Source organism: Hydrophilobacter chitinilyticus, from assembly GCF_049860745.1.
Classification (GTDB): domain Bacteria; phylum Pseudomonadota; class Gammaproteobacteria; order Burkholderiales; family Burkholderiaceae_C; genus Rhodoferax_B.
Genome location: NZ_CP187561.1, coordinates 4,554,100 through 4,572,342 on the forward strand (window position 1 = coordinate 4,554,100; position 18,243 = coordinate 4,572,342).

General features: G+C 61.2%; 14 protein-coding genes. 11 read left to right on the forward strand and 3 right to left on the reverse strand.

Going from position 1 to position 18,243, the window contains the following annotated elements; translation table 11 throughout:
* Window positions 1-825 precede the first annotated feature (825 nt).
* Window positions 826-2,247 (reverse strand): aldehyde dehydrogenase family protein, encoded by a 1,422-nt coding sequence (locus ACPWMG_RS20235; protein WP_483301284.1) that lies wholly within the window; start codon window positions 2,245-2,247, stop codon window positions 826-828.
* A gap of 129 nt (window positions 2,248-2,376) precedes the next feature.
* Between ACPWMG_RS20235 and ACPWMG_RS20240 the strand changes: the two genes are divergently transcribed.
* The 9 genes from ACPWMG_RS20240 to ACPWMG_RS20280 all read left to right on the forward strand — a co-directional run bounded on the left by ACPWMG_RS20240 (window position 2,377) and on the right by ACPWMG_RS20280 (window position 11,107).
* Window positions 2,377-3,351 carry a LysR family transcriptional regulator gene (locus ACPWMG_RS20240; protein ID WP_483301285.1) on the forward strand — a complete coding sequence of 325 codons (975 nt, stop codon included), beginning with the start codon at window positions 2,377-2,379 and terminating at the stop codon, window positions 3,349-3,351.
* Window positions 3,352-3,509: 158 nt separating this feature from the next.
* Entirely contained in the window at window positions 3,510-3,926 is a 417-nt protein-coding gene (locus ACPWMG_RS20245) for an organic hydroperoxide resistance protein (RefSeq protein WP_483301286.1), read from the forward strand.
* A gap of 50 nt (window positions 3,927-3,976) precedes the next feature.
* Window positions 3,977-5,338 carry an ATP-binding protein gene (locus ACPWMG_RS20250; RefSeq protein WP_483301287.1) on the forward strand — a complete coding sequence of 454 codons (1,362 nt, stop codon included), beginning with the start codon at window positions 3,977-3,979 and terminating at the stop codon, window positions 5,336-5,338.
* Window positions 5,339-5,368: 30 nt separating this feature from the next.
* Complete coding sequence (locus ACPWMG_RS20255; RefSeq protein WP_483301288.1) at window positions 5,369-6,118, forward strand: response regulator; 750 nt, start codon at window positions 5,369-5,371, stop codon at window positions 6,116-6,118.
* Window positions 6,119-6,558: 440 nt separating this feature from the next.
* Window positions 6,559-7,596, forward strand: coding sequence for an alpha/beta fold hydrolase (locus ACPWMG_RS20260; protein ID WP_483301289.1), 1,038 nt, complete (start codon window positions 6,559-6,561; stop codon window positions 7,594-7,596).
* Between the two features lie 33 nt (window positions 7,597-7,629).
* Window positions 7,630-9,375, forward strand: coding sequence for a cytochrome c biogenesis protein DipZ (locus ACPWMG_RS20265; protein ID WP_483301290.1), 1,746 nt, complete (start codon window positions 7,630-7,632; stop codon window positions 9,373-9,375).
* A 28-nt stretch (window positions 9,376-9,403) separates the two neighbouring features.
* Window positions 9,404-9,643, forward strand: a complete 240-nt coding sequence (locus ACPWMG_RS20270) for a hypothetical protein (protein ID WP_483301291.1) — start codon at window positions 9,404-9,406, stop codon at window positions 9,641-9,643.
* Window positions 9,640-10,341 carry a pirin family protein gene (locus tag ACPWMG_RS20275; protein ID WP_483300134.1) on the forward strand — a complete coding sequence of 234 codons (702 nt, stop codon included), beginning with the start codon at window positions 9,640-9,642 and terminating at the stop codon, window positions 10,339-10,341. Before ACPWMG_RS20270 ends, ACPWMG_RS20275 begins: the two co-directional genes overlap by 4 nt.
* Before the next feature lie 79 nt (window positions 10,342-10,420).
* Window positions 10,421-11,107: a hydrolase gene (locus tag ACPWMG_RS20280; RefSeq protein WP_483300135.1), complete on the forward strand. Its 687-nt coding sequence runs from the start codon at window positions 10,421-10,423 to the stop codon at window positions 11,105-11,107.
* A gap of 237 nt (window positions 11,108-11,344) precedes the next feature.
* Here ACPWMG_RS20280 and ACPWMG_RS20285 read toward each other — a convergent pair whose 3' ends face one another.
* Window positions 11,345-12,904 carry a phospholipase D-like domain-containing protein gene (locus ACPWMG_RS20285; RefSeq protein WP_483301292.1) on the reverse strand — a complete coding sequence of 520 codons (1,560 nt, stop codon included), beginning with the start codon at window positions 12,902-12,904 and terminating at the stop codon, window positions 11,345-11,347.
* Between the two features lie 318 nt (window positions 12,905-13,222).
* Here ACPWMG_RS20285 and ACPWMG_RS20290 point away from each other — a divergent pair, with 318 nt between their 5' ends.
* Both ACPWMG_RS20290 and ACPWMG_RS20295 read left to right on the forward strand, forming a co-directional pair.
* A complete protein-coding gene (locus tag ACPWMG_RS20290; protein WP_483301293.1) occupies window positions 13,223-15,865 on the forward strand; it encodes a bifunctional diguanylate cyclase/phosphodiesterase in 2,643 nt (880 codons plus the stop codon).
* 15 nt (window positions 15,866-15,880) lie between these two features.
* Window positions 15,881-17,437: a methyl-accepting chemotaxis protein gene (locus ACPWMG_RS20295; protein WP_483301294.1), complete on the forward strand. Its 1,557-nt coding sequence runs from the start codon at window positions 15,881-15,883 to the stop codon at window positions 17,435-17,437.
* A gap of 27 nt (window positions 17,438-17,464) precedes the next feature.
* Here the strand turns inward: ACPWMG_RS20295 and ACPWMG_RS20300 are convergent, their stop codons facing one another.
* Window positions 17,465-18,154 (reverse strand): response regulator, encoded by a 690-nt coding sequence (locus tag ACPWMG_RS20300; protein WP_483301296.1) that lies wholly within the window; start codon window positions 18,152-18,154, stop codon window positions 17,465-17,467.
* Window positions 18,155-18,243 lie beyond the last annotated feature (89 nt).

Below are 18,243 nucleotides of genomic sequence, written 5' to 3' on the forward strand. Positions count from 1 at the left end.
ACATTTCGGTTCGTAGCCGCTCGAAATGCGTTGCGAAAGATACGGGCAGAAGTTGCTAGCCAGAAAACACCGCTAGTGCAGTCGCCATAAAGTCCAAGCGAACTAGTGACAACTCGCAGCCAACCAACAGGGAACGGCACAAGGGCCGGAGGCAGGCTGTTCAGGGGCGAGAAGATCATGAGGAGACTGAACGGAAAATACGAACTTCAGCAAGAAAACATGACCGTGCAGCGCACCGGAACATATTTCTGATTGTTACGGATACTTTAAACAAAGCCTTCGCCAAAAAACAGAATTTGAGACCTAGTGATCAGTAAAACTGGTCGCCCACCAGCATTACTTCATAGGCGGAACAAACATTCTCACTAAATTCAAGCGACGTCAACTGAGGCTGTTTTTTTGTGCTGACGAAAGCGACCGCACCTCACTTCGTCAGCAGACTTGGCTCTTTTTTGCACAAATTTACTCCTCCAGCGTGAACTAAGTCTGCAGTAGATACGCTGTTTCCGATAGTTTTTTAGCGCGGTTTGTACAAAATAAAACCGTCTCGGAAAGAAATCTCATGGAAGCACCGACTCAACCCTTCTTAGGCACACATCCCAACTGGCAAAACACGGCCCCTAGCGAGCTTCAAGCGGAGCGCACACGCCGCGCCCCTCCTGGGAGACAGATTGCAGCGGTCTCGCTGGTGTGCCCATCATGCAGAACGCGTTGGCGAGCCACCTACGGCCCGAATGGTGGCCTCACCCTCAAGTCTCCACATGGCGCACTGGCTACTTGCCCAGAGGAAAACTGCAAACATGTAGGGCCTATCGAACTGGTGAATTAGGTAGAGCCAATCACCGATTTAGGCTCCAGGTAAGTTTCCAAACCAAACACACCAAACTCGCGGCCAATGCCCGATTGTTTGAAGCCACCAAAAGGCGCCAGTGGCTCATGGTGCAGGCCATTGATCAACACCCTGCCCGCTTGCAAACGGCTCCCTACTGCACGAGCGTGGTCATCGGAGCCCGACAACACCACCGCTTGTAGACCATAAACCGTGTCATTGGCGATGGCGATGGCGTCCTCTTCATCGTCGTAGGGGATCACACACAACACCGGCCCAAAAATTTCCTCACGTGCGATCGTCATCTGGTTGTGGACGTCTGCAAACAAGGTTGGCCGCACGTAAAAGCCAGCATCGAGTCCTGTTGGGCGACCTTCCCCGCCCGTGACCAAGCGAGCCCCTTCCGCAATGCCTTGTCGGATGTAGCCCTGCACGCGCTCCCACTGGCGGCGGCTGACCATGGGGCCGATCTGTGTTGCGGGATCGTGTGGGTCGCCTACCTTCACAGACTCCACGGCGGCTTTGGTCAAGGCAACGGCTTCTTCCAGGCGATGCGCGGGCACGAGGATGCGGGTGCCGGCGATGCAGGCTTGTCCGCTGTTCTGAAACCCTGCGGCCACAGCCAAAGGCATGGCGGTGGCGAAGTCCGCATCGTCCAGCACCACAGTGGGAGACTTGCCACCCAGCTCCAGCGTCACACGTTTCAGCGTGTCGGCCCCGGCGCGTTGAATGGTTTTGCCCACGGCGGTGCTGCCGGTGAACGAAATCTTGGCGATGTCAGGATGGCTGCTGAGTTCAGCACCGACCACATCGCCACGCCCATTCACGATGTTGAACAAGCCCGGTGGCAGGCCAGCACTGTGTAATGCTTCGGTCACGACCTGGGTCTGGATGGCACTCATCTCGCTGGGCTTGATCACCACGGTGCAGCCGGCGGCCAGTGCGGTGGCCAGCTTGTTGCAGATGAAGCCGGCGTTGGAGTTCCACGGCGTGATGAGCCCGGCCGCGCCCACCGGCTCCATCACCACTTGGGCCGTACCGATCTGCCGTGTCAACGGGTAATCCGCCAGAGTCTTTGCGGCCAACAAAAAGGCATTTGCGGCATAGGTACCCACCCAAGCCGCGCGCGACACCGGGCCACCGTATTCCTCGGTCGATGCTGCGTTGATGTCGTCGGCACGCGCCAGCACTGCGTCGTGCAAGCGTTGCAGCAAAGCAATGCGCTCGGCCTTGCTGGTCCGCGCATAAGCCGGCCAGGCGCGTTTGGCTGCGGCAATGGCGCGTTGTGTGTCCTCCCGGTCACCCAGGGTCACGTGGCCAATCACCGCCTCCGTGGCGGGATTGATGAGTTCGGCCTGCTCGCGGCCGTGTGGGGTGACGAAGGCGCCATCGATATAAATCGTGTTGATGTTTCGCATGGGAATGTCCAGTCGGTTGCTGTTAATGGCATTGAAAAATCGCCCAGGACTGGAATTTAGAGCTGCCACATTGACTTGAGAAGCCGGCCAAATCATCATGCGTCATACCAAATTTCAGGACAATGGACGATGAACAGCAGCGGGCTGGTGGAACTAGAAGCCGTGTTGGCGGTGGCGCGGCACGGCGGTTTTCGGGCAGCGGCCACGGCCATGGGCATGTCACGCTCGGCCCTGAGCGCCACGGTAGCCGCACTCGAGGCGCGCCTGGGTGTGCGCTTGTTCAACCGCACCACGCGCAGCGTGTCCGTCACCCAGGCCGGAGAGCAATTCATCGCGCGCATTGCGCCGGCGGTGGCCGACATTCGAGGCGCACTGGAGGCCGTCAACGATTTGCGCCACACGCCCAGCGGGGTCTTGCGGTTGAACACCTCGGTGGGCGCAGCGCAGATCATCTTCACGCCCATCGTGCTCGAATACCTGCGGCGCTACCCCGACATGGCGATCGACATCGTCACCGAGCGCCGGCTGATCGATATCGTGGCCGAAGGCTTTGACGCTGGCATTCGTTTGGCCGAGGCGGTGCCGGGCGACATGGTGGCCGTACCCTTGAGCGGCGAGCAACGCATGGTGGTGGTGGCCTCGCCGCAGTACTTGACAGCGCACGCCGCGCCGCAGGTGCCAGACGATCTGATGCAGCACCGCTGCGTGCGTTGGCGCTTCTCCAGCGGCAACATCTACCGCTGGGAATTTGCGCGCCACGGCGAAGCGTTGACGCTCGACGTGCCCGGCCACATCACACTCGACGAACCCACGCTGATGCTTGAAGCCGCACGCGCTGGGGTCGGCATCGCCTATCTGGGTTTGTTCCACGTGGCCGACGATTTGGCCAGTGGTCGCCTGGTCGCGCTGCTGCCGGAATGGACGCCCAGTTACCCGGGCATCTGCCTGTATTACCCTAGCCGGCGCCACATGCCGGCCGGCCTGCGCGCCTTTGTGGATCTGGTGCGCGAACTTGGCCCCGAAGCACTTCAGCCCAGGGCGGCGGTGGCGCCAAAGGTGAAAAGGTCGTCCCGCCGGTCGACCTCGGGAGCCGCCTCTGCGTAGAGCGTTTTAGGCGCCACAACACCCGCGCGGCAAGAGATTTGTATAGTAATGTACCTATCCCTCACGGGGCTACATTGGGTCAGAAATCCTCTGGGTCTCGCGGCAGCCGGATGGAACAATCGCGCCTCCTCTGACCTTCCCACACCTGGAGAATTGACATGACCGCGATTGACAAAGTGATCTACACCGGCCGCACCCACACCACCGGCGGACGTGACGGCGCCGCGCGCAGCGACGACGGCCACCTCGACATCCAACTGACGCGTTTTGGCACCGTCGGCAACGGCACCAACCCCGAGCAACTTTTTGCCGCCGGCTGGTCGGCGTGCTTCATGGGCGCCATGGCGCGCGCAGCCCAACTCCAGGGTGTGCGCCTGCCGCCCGATGTGTCCGTCGATGCGGAAGTGGATCTGCTTTCGGGCCCTGATGGCTTCGCCCTGCAAGCGCGCCTCAAGGTCAGCGTGCCGGGCGTGGACGCGGAGCAAGCCCGCCAAGTGATCGATGGTGCACACCAGATCTGCCCCTACTCCAAGGCCACCCGAGGCAACATCCACGTCGACCTTTCGGTTGCGTAAACGGCCTGCTCAGCCCCCCATCACCCGATTAGCCCCCACAGACAGCAAGCATGACGACGGCCCAAGCCAACCCCTTCAGCCCCCGCCTGCTTGCTGCTGTGCGCCGATGCCTGCCAAAAACACTTTTGACGCGGGTCGCCCTGGTGGTGATCCTCGGCATGGCTTTGGCGCAGGCGCTCACGTATGGGGCGATTCGCTATGAGCGCGGGCGAACACTGCAGACCCTGATGCTGCGCGGAGTGGAGCACGATATCGCCAGCTCGGTGGCCATCCTCGATCGGCTGCCGGCCCACGAGCGCGATGCTTGGCTCGGTCGTCTGGAGCGGACCAACTACAGCTTTGCCCTGGCCGATGCCGCGGACACCACGCCGCTAGCAGCCCCCACCACCCTGGGCTCACCGGCATTGAGCAACTTTGTGGGCGTGATTACCAAGGCCCTGCAGCCCTTCCCCGTGCTGGCCGTGGCGCAACTGCCGGGCGTGCGCGAGCGCGTGCGTTTGCAAGTGCGCCTGACCGATGGCAGCGACCTCTTTGTGCTGGCACAGCGTGTGCCGATGCCTGTGGCCGATTGGGTGGTCTGGCTGCTGATAGGCCAGTTGGTGGTGTTGGCCGCATGTGCAGCCTTGGCCGCCAAACTGTTGACGCGGCCGCTGGCCCGCCTGGCCAATGCCGCAGACCAACTGGGGCCAGACCTGCAACCGGCCATGATGAACGAAGACGGCCCCGCAGAAGTGGTACGTGCCGCGCGTGCGTTCAATGCCATGCAGCGGCGAATGGCCGGCTACCTGAACGAACGCATGCAGATCCTGGCGGCCATTTCGCACGATCTGCAAACGCCCATCACCCGCATGCGTCTGCGCATCGACCTCATGGACGATCTGCCCGAGGGCGACAAACTGCGGCAAGACCTCGACGCGATGCGCGCGCTGGTGCAAGAGGGTGTCAGCTACGCCAAAACACTGCAAAGCTCAGAAGAAAAAATCCGGCGGCTGGATGTCGAGGCGCTGCTGCAAAGCATCGTCAACGACTACACCGACACCGGCCAACCCGTGAGGCTTTCGGGTGAAGCCGGTGCCCCGTTGAACACGCGCCCGAACGCACTGCGGCGCATCGTGGCCAACCTGGTCGACAACGCATTGAAATACGGCAGCCGCGCTGACGTACTTGTGGCCCGCGAGGGTGGGCAACTGCTGATCGACATCTGCGACAACGGCCCGGGCATTCCGTCTGACCAACTCACGGCCGTGCTGCAACCGTTCTACCGACTCGAAACCTCGCGCAGCCGCGACACCGGTGGCACAGGCCTCGGCTTGGCGATTGCGCAGCAATTGAGCCTGTCGCTGGGCGGCACGCTGTCACTGCACAACCGTGCGGAAGGCGGCCTTCGGGCTCGGCTCAGTCTGCCAACTTAAACTTCAAATCCTCGCCAGGAACCCGCCTTCATGTCCACTCCCCTACCCAGCGCAGACCACGTGTTGATGGTCGACGACGACCGCGAGATACGCGAACTGGTAAGTGCCTATCTGGTGAAGAACGGCGTGCGCGTGACCGCCGTGCCCACCGGGCGGCACATGCGCCAAGCCCTCGAACAAGAAGGCCCATTCGACCTGATCATTCTCGACCTGATGTTGCCGGGCGAAGACGGGCTCACGCTCTGCCGGGACCTGCGCGCCGGAAAATACAAGGCCACGCCCATCCTGATGTTGACCGCGCGCGGCGACGAGGCCGACCGCATCCTGGGCCTGGAGATGGGCGCCGATGACTATCTGGCCAAACCCTTTGCCGCGCGTGAACTTCTGGCGCGGCTGAAGGCTGTTTTGCGGCGCACGCGTATGTTGCCGCCCAATATGCGCAGCCAGGATGAAGCGCGCTGGCTGGTATTTGGCGATTGGCGCCTCGACACCGTCGAGCGCGCGCTGGTCGATGCCGAAGGTGTCATGGTGTCACTGAGCGGCGCGGAGTACCGGCTGCTGCGTGTGCTGGTCGACCACCCGCAAAAAGTCCTCACGCGTGACCAGATCCTCAACATCACGCAGGGCCGCGAGGCCGATCTTTTCGAGCGATCCATCGACCTGATGATCAGCCGCCTGCGCAAGTGCCTGGGAGACGACGCGCGCGAACCACGTTACATCAAGACGGTGCGCAGCGAAGGTTATGTGTTCGCCGCCCAAGTGCAGGCGCAGGACGCTTGAAGCACCCCAACCCCATGCGCAAATGGTGGTTCGCCCTGCTCTTCTGTGCGGGTGGTTTGATGGCCGAAGTCAGCCGGCCCGCCAGCGGCCCGTGTCCGCTGATTTCTTGCGCCGACACCACTTGTCGGCCACGCCGTAGCCCCCGCGCACCGCGCTGACCAGGTAGCTGCGTCTGGGCTGGCGCGCGCCCTCCAACCCAATCCCTCGTAGATCAAGTCGACGCAGAAAGCGGCCGACGCCGCCGCTCGCTCCTTTGCCCACACGCCACTGCCCAATCTCTCTTGCAGAGATTTGTATGGCTGTGTATCCGGCGGTGCCCAGAACACATACCGAGGCATTTCTCCTCTGGCATGACACATGCCAAATACATCGCAGCGGTTTACTACGGGTACGCCAACACACAACAAGTTGGCGCCCTTCCAACCACTGAAAGCCAAAGCATGACCATGCCCATCCCCTCCTTGCGCCGTCGCGGATTCTTGACCGGCACCACCGTTGCCCTTGCCACCAGTTCCCTGGGTACGCTGCTCGGATCCAAAGCAAGTGCAGCCACCACCGGCACATCAAGCTCAGCCTCTTCCATCTTTGCGGCGTTGAAGAGCATCGACGCCGGCGATCTGCGCGTCAGCTACGCCGACCTGGGCCCGAGCGACGGGCCGGTCGCCATCTTGCTGCACGGCTGGCCGTACGACATCCATGCCTTTGTTGATGTGGCGCCGCGCCTGGTCGAAGCCGGCTACCGCGTCATCGTGCCTTACCTGCGCGGTTATGGCGCCACCCGCTTCCGCTCGGCAGACACTTTGCGCAATGGCCAACAAGGCGCGGTGGCACAAGACATCGTGGCGCTGATGGACGCACTCGGCATTCGCCAAGCCGTGCTCGGCGCTTTCGACTGGGGCGCGCGTACGGCTTGCATTCTGGCGGCCGTGTGGCCCGAGCGTGTGGTCGGACTGGTGTCGGTCAGCGGCTACTTGATTGGCAACCCCAAAGTAAATGCCAAGCCACAGGCTCCTGCGGCTGAATTTGCATGGTGGTACCAGTCCTACCTGGCCACTGACCGGGGTCGTGACGGCTACGCCGCCAACCCTGCAGCGTTCAACCGCTTCATTTGGCAGCAGGCGTCGCCACGCTGGCAGTTCGACGACGCCACCTACCAACGCAGCGCCCAGGCTTTTGACAACCCCGACCACGTGGCCATCGTGGTCCACAACTACCGCTGGCGCATTGGGCTGGTGCAAGGCGAATCGCGCTTCGATGCGCTGGAGGCTCGGCTTGCGGCGGCACCCACCATCGCCGTGCCCACCATCACCATGGAAGGTGATGCCAATGGTGCGCCGCACCCTGACCCAGCCGTCTACGCCAGCAAGTTCACCGGCAAGTACCGGCACCGCCAGCTCGATGGCGGCATTGGCCACAACCTGCCGCAAGAAGCGCCGGGGGCATTTGCGCAAGCGGTGATCGACGTCACTCGTTTCTAAGTCCCACCAGCCACATCCACGACCGGAGCCGCCATGACCTTCTACTTCATCGCCTTTCTTGCGGGACTGCTGACCCTGTTCAGCCCCTGCATCCTGCCCGTATTGCCGTTTGTGTTTGCACGCTCGGGCAAGCCGTTCACGCAAGGCGGCCTGCCGATGCTGACGGGCATGGCCGTGACCTTTACTTCCGTCGCATCGCTCGGCGCGGTGGCCAGTCACTGGGCGGTGCAGTTGAACCAGGTCGGGCGCTGGCTCGCGTTGGCTTGCCTGATGCTTTTTGCGGCCAGCCTGGTGTTCCCAAGGCTGGCCACGTGGCTGAGCCAACCCCTGGTGCGGGCAGGATCGCAACTGACCAGCACCCCGTCCACGCGGTCCATCTGGGGTTCTTTCCTGCTGGGTGTGGGCACGGGCTTGATCTGGTCGCCCTGCGCTGGCCCCATCCTCGGTTTGGTGTTATCCGGCGCCGCGCTGGCGGGGCCTGGTGTGGCATCGTCTCTGCTTTTGCTGGCGTATGCGGCCGGCGCCGCCACCGGCTTGGGGCTTGCGTTGCGCGCGTTGAAAAGAGGTGGTCGTGTGTTTGCGGCGCTGCGCTCGCGGCAAGCGCCGGGCGGGGTCGCCACGCGCTTGGCCGGTGTCGCCATGTTGGTCGGGACGGTGGCCGTGGCTGCTGGTTGGGACACGGGCTTTCTCGCACGTAGCTTGCCAGCGGCCAACGGCGGTATCGAAGCACGCTTGTTGCAGGCCACCATGCCTTCGGCCCATGCGGCTGAGCTTCCCTCGCTGCCTTCCGGCCTTCCTGTGGAGTCCGTGCGGCCCAAGCTCGACGGGGCTACCGCGTGGTTGAACACCGAGCCCCTCAGCATGGCGTCGCTGCGCGGCAAAGTGGTGTTGGTCAACTTCTGGACATACTCCTGCGTCAACTGTCTGCGCACCTTGCCCTATGTGCGAGCCTGGGCGCAGAAATACGCCGACCAGGGTTTGGTGGTGCTGGGCGTGCACACACCAGAATTTGCCTTCGAGAAAGACAAAGGCAACGTGCAGCGGGCGCTGCAGGACTTGAAGATCAGCTACCCGGTCGCCCAAGACAACGACTTCAAAATCTGGCGCGCCTTCGACAACCAGTACTGGCCCGCGCTGTATTTCGTCGACGCACAAGGCCGCGTGCGCCACCACCAATTTGGCGAAGGCGGGTTTGCCCAATCAGAACGTGTCATCCAGGCGCTGCTGAAGGAGGCCGGCACCAGTGCCGCTACGGGAAAAGTCGTGGCCGACATCACCGCCCACATCCCCCCCGACACTCAAGGTGTCGGCATGGCCGCCGACACGGCCCATCTGCGCAGCCCTGAAACCTACCTGGGCTACGAAAAAGGCAGCGGCTTGCGCACCCAGGGCGGCCCAGCGTTGGACCGTGTGAAAAGCTATCAACCCGGGCCGCTGTCAGACAACGAATGGTCGCTCGGCGGCGAGTGGACGGTGCGCTCCGAATTTGCAGAGTCGATGCGTGCAGATGCAACCCTGGCCTTGCGTTTCCATGCGCGTGACGTCAACCTGGTTTTGGGCGGTGCGTCGGCCAAGGCCCCTATACGCTTTCGGATCACCTTGAACGGAAAACCGCCGGGCGCGGACCACGGCACCGATGTCGACGCGAATGGCTACGGGTTGATCGAGGCCAACCGGCTGTACCAGCTTATACGGCAAACGGGCAGGATCGACAGCAGCACAGTCGAGATTCAATTTCTGGCCCCTGGCGCTCGCGCTTACGCGTTTACGTTTGGTTGATTTAAAGCCGTTTCTGACGACCAGTTGCATGCCTCATCCGCAGAATCCAAAACGTCCTCTGAGCGGCATCGTCGCTTCTTGCGCCGCCAACGAACCGGTCTCGGCCACCTTTGCAGAGATCGCCCAGGCTTCCAGATCAGGCAGTTTCTTCATGACTATTTTGGAATGGATGGATTTCTATATTTTCTATTCTCTTATCAATCGCCACAACCTAAAGTTCACCCATCGCAACACAAACACGGTGCCAACCGCAGGAGCAACAGCATGATTGAACGCAGACCTTTCGACCAACTCGGCGGTGACAACCACGGCTGGCTGGACGCCAAACACCATTTCTCGTTTGCCGACTACCGCGACCCGGCCCGCATGGGCTGGGGTGCGCTGCGGGTGTGGAACGACGACACCATCGCCCCCGGCACCGGCTTCCCTCCGCATGCCCACGCCGACATGGAAATCATCACCTATGTGCGTGAAGGCGCCATCACCCACCAGGACAACCTGGGCAACAGCGGCCGCACCGAAGCCGGCGATGTGCAAGTGATGAGTGCCGGCAGCGGCATCCGCCACTCCGAATACAACCAGGAGCGCGGCACGACGAAGATCTTCCAGATCTGGATCATTCCAGACGGCCGTGGCCAGCCCCCATCGTGGGGCGCCAAGCCTTTCCCCAAGGGCGACCGCTCGGGCCAGTTCGTCGCCTTGGCCAGCGGCCTGCCCGGTGACACCGACGCCCTGCCCATCCGCACCAACGCCCGGGTATTGGGCGCCACGCTGAAGGCCGGTGAATCGGCGGAATACCACCTCGGCAAAGACCGCCTGGGTTATCTGGTGACGGCCAGCGGGGATGTGGAGATCGACGGTGTGCGGCTCGCGGCCCGTGATGGTGCAGCGATTGCCGATGTCGACACCTTCCGCGTCACGGCGACATCGGACGCAGAGCTTGTGTTTGTCGACACCGCGCCTTAACGGCACCCAACGCAATGCCAGACGCAGCCCGGACCGACCAGCCGGGCCACCATTTTTTTATTAGTTGAGGTACATCCCAATGAAATCATCCAAACTCGAAGTCCTGACCCCGCTGAACAGCCAACTGATCTTCATCGACCACCAACCGCAGATGGCCTTTGGTGTGCAATCGATTGACCGCCAGGTGCTAAAGAACAACACGGTGGGCCTGGCCAAGGCGGCCAAGGCGTTCCACATCCCGACCACCATCACCACGGTGGAAAGCCAGTCGTTCTCGGGTTACACCTACCCCGAGTTGTTGGATGTGTTCCCAGGCCAAGCGGTGCTGGAGCGCACGTCGATGAATTCGTGGGACGACCAGAAGGTGCGCGATGCCCTGGCCGCGAACCAGCGCAAAAAGGTCATCGTGGCCGGCCTGTGGACCGAGGTCTGCAACACCACCTTCGCGTTGTCGGCCATGCTGGAGGGCGACTACGAGATCTACATGGTGGCCGACGCCTCGGGCGGCACCAGCAAGGAAGCGCACGACATGGCGATGCAACGGATGGTGCAAGCCGGCGTGATCCCCGTGACCTGGCAGCAGGTGCTGCTGGAATGGCAACGTGACTGGGCGCACCGCGACACCTATGACGCGGTGATGGCCATCGTCAAGGAGCACTCGGGCGCCTATGGCATGGGCGTGGACTACGCCTACACCATGGTGCACAAGGCGGCGCAGCGCACTCAGCAAGCCTACCAGGCCATCGATCCGGTGCCCGCACGCTAATCGGCAACAGAGGGGCCTGGTGGGCCTTCACAAAATGAAAGCCTCCAGGCCCCGCTCGGCCTTAGACACACTGCTTAAATCGCAGGCATCGTGTTGCGGGCCGCGCCGCGACTGGTTCTTGCAGGGTTCACGGCATGTTCTCCACAGGGTCATCCACCGCCGATGTGGAGCAATTCAAAAGTGTCAACACACAGCATCTGACGCAATAGGTGGCAAGAATGAATGCTTTGGCAAACGCTAAAGATCCTCTTCAGAGACCAAGCGCATCAACAGCCAGTTCTTGAACCACAACAAGAGGTCGGACCCAGGTTCATCGCGGCGTATCGACTCCACATCGTCAGATGTATGACTGACCCACTCGAGGGCATCATCCTGACCGGAGATCCGCACCTCAAAAGCGCCCGTTTGACGTACAGCCGACAGCCGAGAAAAACTGTGCGTCAACTCGGGGCTGTCAATGAGGATGCCCACTTCCGTGTTCTGGCGCGCCGAACGCCTGTCCATGTTCATCGAACCGAGGAACAACTTGCGACGGTCGATGATGGCGGCCTTGGCATGCAAACGCCCCACAGACAACTTGAAGTCACCATACTCAGGGTTGCGCCCCGAGAGTTGCGCCCCCAGTTCGTATAGCCGCACGCCCGCACGCAGCAGGGCTCTGCGGTAACGCGCATAACCGGTGAAGGCCAAGGTCTCATCGGTTGCTTCGAGCGAATTGGTGAAGATGACTGTTCTCACGCCGCGCGCGGTGTTGCCCTCAATCATTTTCAGGCCCAGCTCACCCGGAATGAAATAGGGCGAAATCAACACGACCTCTTCCTTCGCTTCACCGAGTGCTGCGATCGTTTTTCGGGTCACGCTGGCGGCATATCGTTCACTCGAACTGGACATCCAGATCTTCTCCGGCGGGTCGACCAACACTTCGGCCGATCCCCCTATCAGCACCACCTTGCCAGACTCTATCTGCTCTGCGATACGTCCCTGTCCCAAAAAGTCGGTGTCGCGCTCCAATGCCGGAAAAAGCAAGGCCTCCACAACCTTTGTGTCCGTCAGAGACAGCGGCGCGGCCAGATCATCAGAAGCAGCCGTGACGAGGCTCTCGATCGGCCGCGCATCGGCACTATTCCAATATTGGTCGAAAGTGCTTGAAAGCTCAGCAACGACCTGGCCAGTGGCCAATACGTCAATGTCAATGAAGTTCGCGGTGGCGCTCTGCATGAAATACTCGGAAGCAATGTTTCGCCCCCCCAGAATGGCCCAACTGTTGTCCGCCACAAACAGCTTGTTGTGCATCCGGTGGTTGATGCGGCCAAACTCCCATAACGAAAAAAGCAGCCTGCGCGACAAATCGCTTCCTTGCGCAGGAAGAGGATTAAACAGCCGAATCTCAAAGTTGGGCTCTTTGGCCAAGGCCGCGTAGATGGGGTACTTGCTACCGGCGTAGAGGTCGTCTATCAGCAGGCGAACGCGAACGCCCCGCCGCGCCGCAGCACGCAGCGAGGACAAGAACAACAACCCAACCGGGTCGTCTTCAACGATGTAGTACTGCGCGTCGATCGAGCGCTCTGCTGTTGAGGCCAAGGCCATCCGGGCACTCAAGGCTGTTGTGGCCTCGGGCATCAGCCTGAAACCTGATGTGGATCCGTCGGTCGGCAAAGAGGCATTTGCCAGTTGTGCAAGCTTGGTGCCCGCCACGTCGGTATAGGCTTGGCTGAGCGCGAGACGCGGCGGCGCTGGCAGGATGGCGCAACTTGTGAGCACCCATAGACTGGTCAATAAGCTGACAAACAGTCGCATGGTGGCGTACCCCAACAAGAGCATCGAAGAGTCGACTCGACCAAGATGTGCCTCAGGGCTTGCAGATCATTTGGCACGGGCTGTTTCTCGATTCACACACGGGTGGGGCTCAATATAGGCGAACCACCGTCAACCCTCCAATACCTCGTACGGGTGATGTTGGTTATCCCTGAGTACGGCCGGTCAACTATTGCATCTGAAATATGCCGTGCTGGTTTGGTAATCGGCTCGAAACGCCAAACCATCACATTTGAGTCGCCGCGCGTGAAGACTGCTTTCTGCGTTTGGCAGAACAGCATCTTATTGAAGGGCGACTCCATGAAACTCCAAAGACCTCTGCGCAGAGAGCGAGCCGAATGGCTGGCGTTCGCCGCCGTGGTTCTGCTCGGCTGCACCCTCAGCATCTATGCAGTCTGGTCGGAGCGCAGCTTCATTCTGGAGAACGAACACGCCCACCTGGAAGCCCAGGCCCGCATCGTGGACGAGAACCTGCGGCGCCAGTTGTCTGGCGTGCGCAATGCGCTGGACAACGTGCGCCGGGCGCATCTGATGAATGGCCCCAGGGCCACCGGGCTCTCCATTCAAGGGCTTCGCGCTGCCATGCCCGGGGTGCGGGCTTTGGTATTGCTGGACACAAAGGGCAACATCCTGCATTCAAGCGACGAGATGCGCGACGGCCATTTCGATGACAAGGAGTTTCTGCACAGCATTCCGAACATGCAAGACCCTGATGTGGTGTATGTATCTCGGCCCTATGAAAACACCCCCGGCACGTCCAACATCAAGCTGTCGATGAAGATGGAGTCGCCCCCCGGCGACGCTGCCGGTGTGGTCACCGCCGTGCTGAATCCCGCGTACTTTGATGTGGTGATGCAGTCGGTGATCTATGCGCCCGACATGTGGAGTTCGATCTCGCAACGCGACGGCTTCATGGTGCTGTTTGTGCCGCCTACCCTGCTCCCGGAAAGCACGATTCCCGGGTTGGACACAGCACCCGACCTGCGCCGCATGGTGATCCAGCGCACCATCGACCCGGCGCAGTCGCATCTGGAAAAGGCCCTGGTGGTCACGGTCAGCCGCAGCTTGGCCGAGATCAACAAACCATGGATTCGCTTGGCGATCGAATTCGGCATCACCTGGGCGGCGTTCATCTTGATCGCAGGCTTCAGCATCCGGCTGGTGCAGGTCAAGCGCCTCACGCTCGCCGCACTGGCTGAAAAGCGCGCCCAGGAAGAGGCCGAAAGCACACACCGCATGGAACTTGCGCTGACAGGTGCGCGGCTGGGGCTGTGGGACCAGTCGCTGCCCAGCGAACTGCTGCACGTCGACGAGCGGGCGGCCAACATCCTGGGCCACGCCGTAGGCGAAACCTACACCACCTCGAAATGGCGCGACGAAATCCATCCAGAAGACTTGGAGAGCGTAGTCAACGCGTTTGAAAAACACCTGAGCGGCGAATCCCCTCGGTATGAGACCGAGCACCGCCTGCGCCACCTCGACGGCAGTTGGGTGTGGGTGCAAACCAGGGGTAAGGTGGTGGAGCGAGACGGCGACGGCAAACCGCTGCGCATGCTCGGCTCACGCATGGACATCAGCGCCCTCAAGCTGCATGAAAGTGAAATCCAACGCCTGGCTTTTTATGACGGCCTGACCGGCCTGCCCAACCGCCGGTTGCTGCTGGATCGCATCAGCCGCGCCATCAACCTGTCGCACCGCACACGCCAGGTGGGGGCCGTGCTGTTCATCGACTTGGACAACTTCAAAGACCTGAACGACACCTTGGGCCACGACAAGGGCGACATGCTGCTGACCCAGGTGGCCGCAAGATTGCTGGAGGTGACACGCAAGACCGACACCGTGTCGCGCCTGGGCGGTGATGAGTTTGTGGTGATGCTCGAAGGCTTGGGAGAAGCCGCCACAGACGGCTGCCAGCGTGCCGAGCAAGTGGGCCAGAACATCGTGCAGCGCTTGTCCATGCCCTATCTGCTCAACGGCCATGAGGTCTTCAGCACGCCCAGCGTAGGTGTCGCAACCTTTGGGGCCAACACCGAGAGCATTGACGTGGTGTTGAAGCAGGCCGACCTGGCCATGTACCAGGCCAAGGCGGCGGGACGCAACACCTTGCGTTTGTTCAGCCCGCAGATGCAAAGCATTGCCGCCGCCAGCGTGGAGCTTGAAAGAGAGCTGCGCGGTGCCATCGCGCGCCACGAGCTGTATTTGCATTACCAGCCGATTGTGGACGCCAGCCGCACCGTCATCGGTGTGGAGGCCTTAGTGCGCTGGAGCCATCAACGGCGCGGCACGGTGTCGCCAGCCGAGTTCATTCCGCTGGCTGAAAAATCGGGGCTGATTCTGCAGATCGGCGAATGGGTTTTGGAGCGCGCTTGCGACCAGCTGCGCCTTTGGGCCGCACATGCAGATTCGCGGCACCTGACCGTTTCCGTCAACATCAGTGCGCGGCAAATGCGCCAGGCCGACTTCGTCACGCAGGTCATGACGGTGCTGCAAAAAAGCGGTGTCAACCCGAAGCGGCTGCGCCTGGAGTTGACCGAGAGCATGCTCTTCAGCGACATCGAAGACGTGATTGAAAAAATGACCGCCCTGAAGTCCATTGGTGTGGGCTTTTCGCTGGACGACTTTGGCACCGGCTACTCATCTCTCAGCTACCTCAAGCGTTTGCCGCTAGACCAACTGAAGATCGACCAATCGTTCATTCGCGAAGCGCTCACCAACACCAGCGACGCGACGATTGCCACGGCCATCGTCGGCCTGGCCCACAGCCTGAACCTGGTGGTGGTGGCCGAGGGCATCGAGACCGAGGCGCAACACCGCTTTTTAGAGAAGAGTAGCTGCGACGGTTTTCAAGGCTACCTCTACGCCGCCTCCTGCTCTGCCGAAAAGATTGCAGTGCTTTTGAGCCTGCAGGGCAGCAGAACCCTCGCTTTAGAAACCTCCAACTGACACCTTTCAGGCCTTATGCAAATGCTTAAAAACCTCAAGATCTCCCGGCGCATGGCGCTCTCGTTTGGCTTGGTCATTGTGTTGATGTTGGCGGTGGCTGCGCTGTCCACACAGATGCTGCTGTCGCTCAACCAAGACCTGAAAGACGTGACCCAGGACTACTACGTCAAGGTGCGCCTCACCAATAAGATTTCGGAAGAGATCAGCAAGCAGGGCAAGTTCTCCCGCGATTCCTTGATTCTCTCGGCCGACCAAAGCAAGGGCGAAGTGGCCAACATGATGGCCAGCCGCGAAGTGATCCGAAAGCTCTATGCCACGCTCACCGACATGGTGAAGTCTGACGAGGGCCGCAATTTGCTCGCCACCGTGCAGTCGCGGCGTGGTGAATACGTGACGGCGCTGGATGATTTCAACAAGCTCGTGGCCGAGCAAAAACGCGAAGAGGCTATGCAGACCCTGAATGGCCCACTGCGCGACAAACAAGCCCGCTACGCGGCGGCCATGGCCGACTTCACGGTGTACCAGGAAAACCTGATGAACCAGGCTTCCAGCCAGGCAGACCAGCAAGCCAAAACCGGGATTCGCAACATCGTGGTGTTGTCAGGCTTGGCACTCTTATTTGCGGTGCTGTTGGGAAGAACGCTGTCGCGCTCGATCACCCGGCCTATCACCCAAGCGGTAGTGCTGGCCGAAACCGTGGCCGCTGGCGACCTGACCAGCGCCGTGCATGTGGATTCCACCGATGAGGTGGGGCAACTGCTGCAAGCGCTGAAGAAGATGAACCAGGGCTTGGTGAACATTGTCTCGGAGGTGCGCAGCAGCGCCGAGTCGATTGAAACCGGCTCGCTGGAGGTGGCCAACGGCAGCGCCGACCTGAGCCAGCGCACGGAAGAGCAAGCGGCCAATCTGGAGCAAACGGCCGCATCGATGGAGCAGCTTTCGTCAACCGTGCAGCAAAACGCCCAGACCTCGCAGCAGGCGAGCCGGCTGGCGCACGATGCATCCGACGTGGCGACCGAGGGCGGTGAAGTGGTGAAGCGTGTCACCAGCACCATGAATGAAATCTCCGACAGCGCGGCCAAGGTGGCCGACATCATCCAGGTGATTGAAGGCATTGCCTTCCAAACCAACATCCTTGCGCTGAACGCAGCCGTGGAAGCCGCACGCGCGGGCGAACAAGGCCGTGGCTTTGCGGTGGTGGCCGGCGAAGTGCGTACCTTGGCGCACCGCAGTGCCGCAGCCGCCAAGGAAATCAAAACGCTGATTGGTGAAAGCACCCAGCGCGTCGCCCACGGCAACGCTCTGGTGGCGACGGCGGGCGAAACCATGGCGAAGATCGTGGCGCAGGTCAACCATGTGAGCACACTGGTGACCGAGATCAGCGGCTCCAGCGCTGAACAAACTAGCGGCATTGGCCAGGTGAGTGATGCGGTGCAGCAGTTGGATCAAGTCACCCAGCAAAATGCCGCGCTGGTAGAAGAAAGTGCCGCTGCGGCCGATAGCCTGCGCCACTTGGCAGGCAAGCTGACGCAGGTTGTGGCCGCTTTTCAGTTGCCCGTCATGAAGAGCTGACAAGGACTGCCTGCCAGCACTCCGGTCTCAATGCAAAGCTTCGACGTCGGTCTCGAAAACGTAGCCAGCACCGCGCTCGGTCTTGATGTATTTCGGTGCAGCGGCATCGGCTTCAATTTTTCGGCGCAGGCGCAGGATCGAAACATCAATCGACCGGTCATAGACTTCGGCGCCGTGCAGGCGCGACAACTCCAGCAACCGGTCGCGCGACAACACGCGCCGGGGCGTTTCGCAAAATGCCAGCAGCAGATTGAACTCACCGTTGCTCAGTTCCACGCGCTCGCCATCGGGTGCCGTCAAGCGACGCAGCAGCACGTTCAGCTCCCAGCCCGCAAAGCGGTAGGCACGCCGTTTGGTCTCGCCGCCACTGGGGGTGAGTTCGGCCGGTTGTGTTTGGTAGCGGCGCAACACCGCACGGATGCGCGCCAGAAGCTCGCGGTTGCTGAAGGGTTTGGTGACGTAGTCATCGGCGGCCATCTCCAGCCCCATCACGAGGTCGGCTTCTTCCTGCTTGCCCGTAACGATGATCACCGGAATCGCACTCTGCTCGCGCAGGCCACGCGCCAACTGCATACCGTCTTCGCCGTTGAGGCGCAGGTCGATCACCACGAGGTCGATCACCGCCTCGGCCATGACTGTCTTCATCTCGCCACCGGTGGCAACTGTGGTGATCCGAAGATCGTTCTCGCCAAGGTACTCCGCGAGCAGTTCCCGCATCGCGGGGTCATCGTCAACGACAAGAATATGGGGCTTCATTCGCGCGCAAGAAATTGGCTGACACAGAACACTCGGCTTAAACGCGGCTC

Coding starts and splice junctions, on each gene's coding strand:
- ACPWMG_RS20290 (WP_483301293.1), top strand. CDS start 13,223: ATGAAACTCCAAAGACCTCTGCGCAGAGAGCGAGCCGAATGGCTGGCG.
- ACPWMG_RS20270 (WP_483301291.1), top strand. CDS start 9,404: ATGCCTCATCCGCAGAATCCAAAACGTCCTCTGAGCGGCATCGTCGCT.
- ACPWMG_RS20260 (WP_483301289.1), top strand. CDS start 6,559: ATGACCATGCCCATCCCCTCCTTGCGCCGTCGCGGATTCTTGACCGGC.
- ACPWMG_RS20295 (WP_483301294.1), top strand. CDS start 15,881: ATGCAAATGCTTAAAAACCTCAAGATCTCCCGGCGCATGGCGCTCTCG.
- ACPWMG_RS20275 (WP_483300134.1), top strand. CDS start 9,640: ATGATTGAACGCAGACCTTTCGACCAACTCGGCGGTGACAACCACGGC.
- ACPWMG_RS20250 (WP_483301287.1), top strand. CDS start 3,977: ATGACGACGGCCCAAGCCAACCCCTTCAGCCCCCGCCTGCTTGCTGCT.
- ACPWMG_RS20245 (WP_483301286.1), top strand. CDS start 3,510: ATGACCGCGATTGACAAAGTGATCTACACCGGCCGCACCCACACCACC.
- ACPWMG_RS20240 (WP_483301285.1), top strand. CDS start 2,377: ATGAACAGCAGCGGGCTGGTGGAACTAGAAGCCGTGTTGGCGGTGGCG.
- ACPWMG_RS20235 (WP_483301284.1), bottom strand. CDS start 2,247: ATGCGAAACATCAACACGATTTATATCGATGGCGCCTTCGTCACCCCA.
- ACPWMG_RS20300 (WP_483301296.1), bottom strand. CDS start 18,154: ATGCGGGAACTGCTCGCGGAGTACCTTGGCGAGAACGATCTTCGGATC.
- ACPWMG_RS20265 (WP_483301290.1), top strand. CDS start 7,630: ATGACCTTCTACTTCATCGCCTTTCTTGCGGGACTGCTGACCCTGTTC.
- ACPWMG_RS20285 (WP_483301292.1), bottom strand. CDS start 12,904: ATGCGACTGTTTGTCAGCTTATTGACCAGTCTATGGGTGCTCACAAGT.
- ACPWMG_RS20280 (WP_483300135.1), top strand. CDS start 10,421: ATGAAATCATCCAAACTCGAAGTCCTGACCCCGCTGAACAGCCAACTG.
- ACPWMG_RS20255 (WP_483301288.1), top strand. CDS start 5,369: ATGTCCACTCCCCTACCCAGCGCAGACCACGTGTTGATGGTCGACGAC.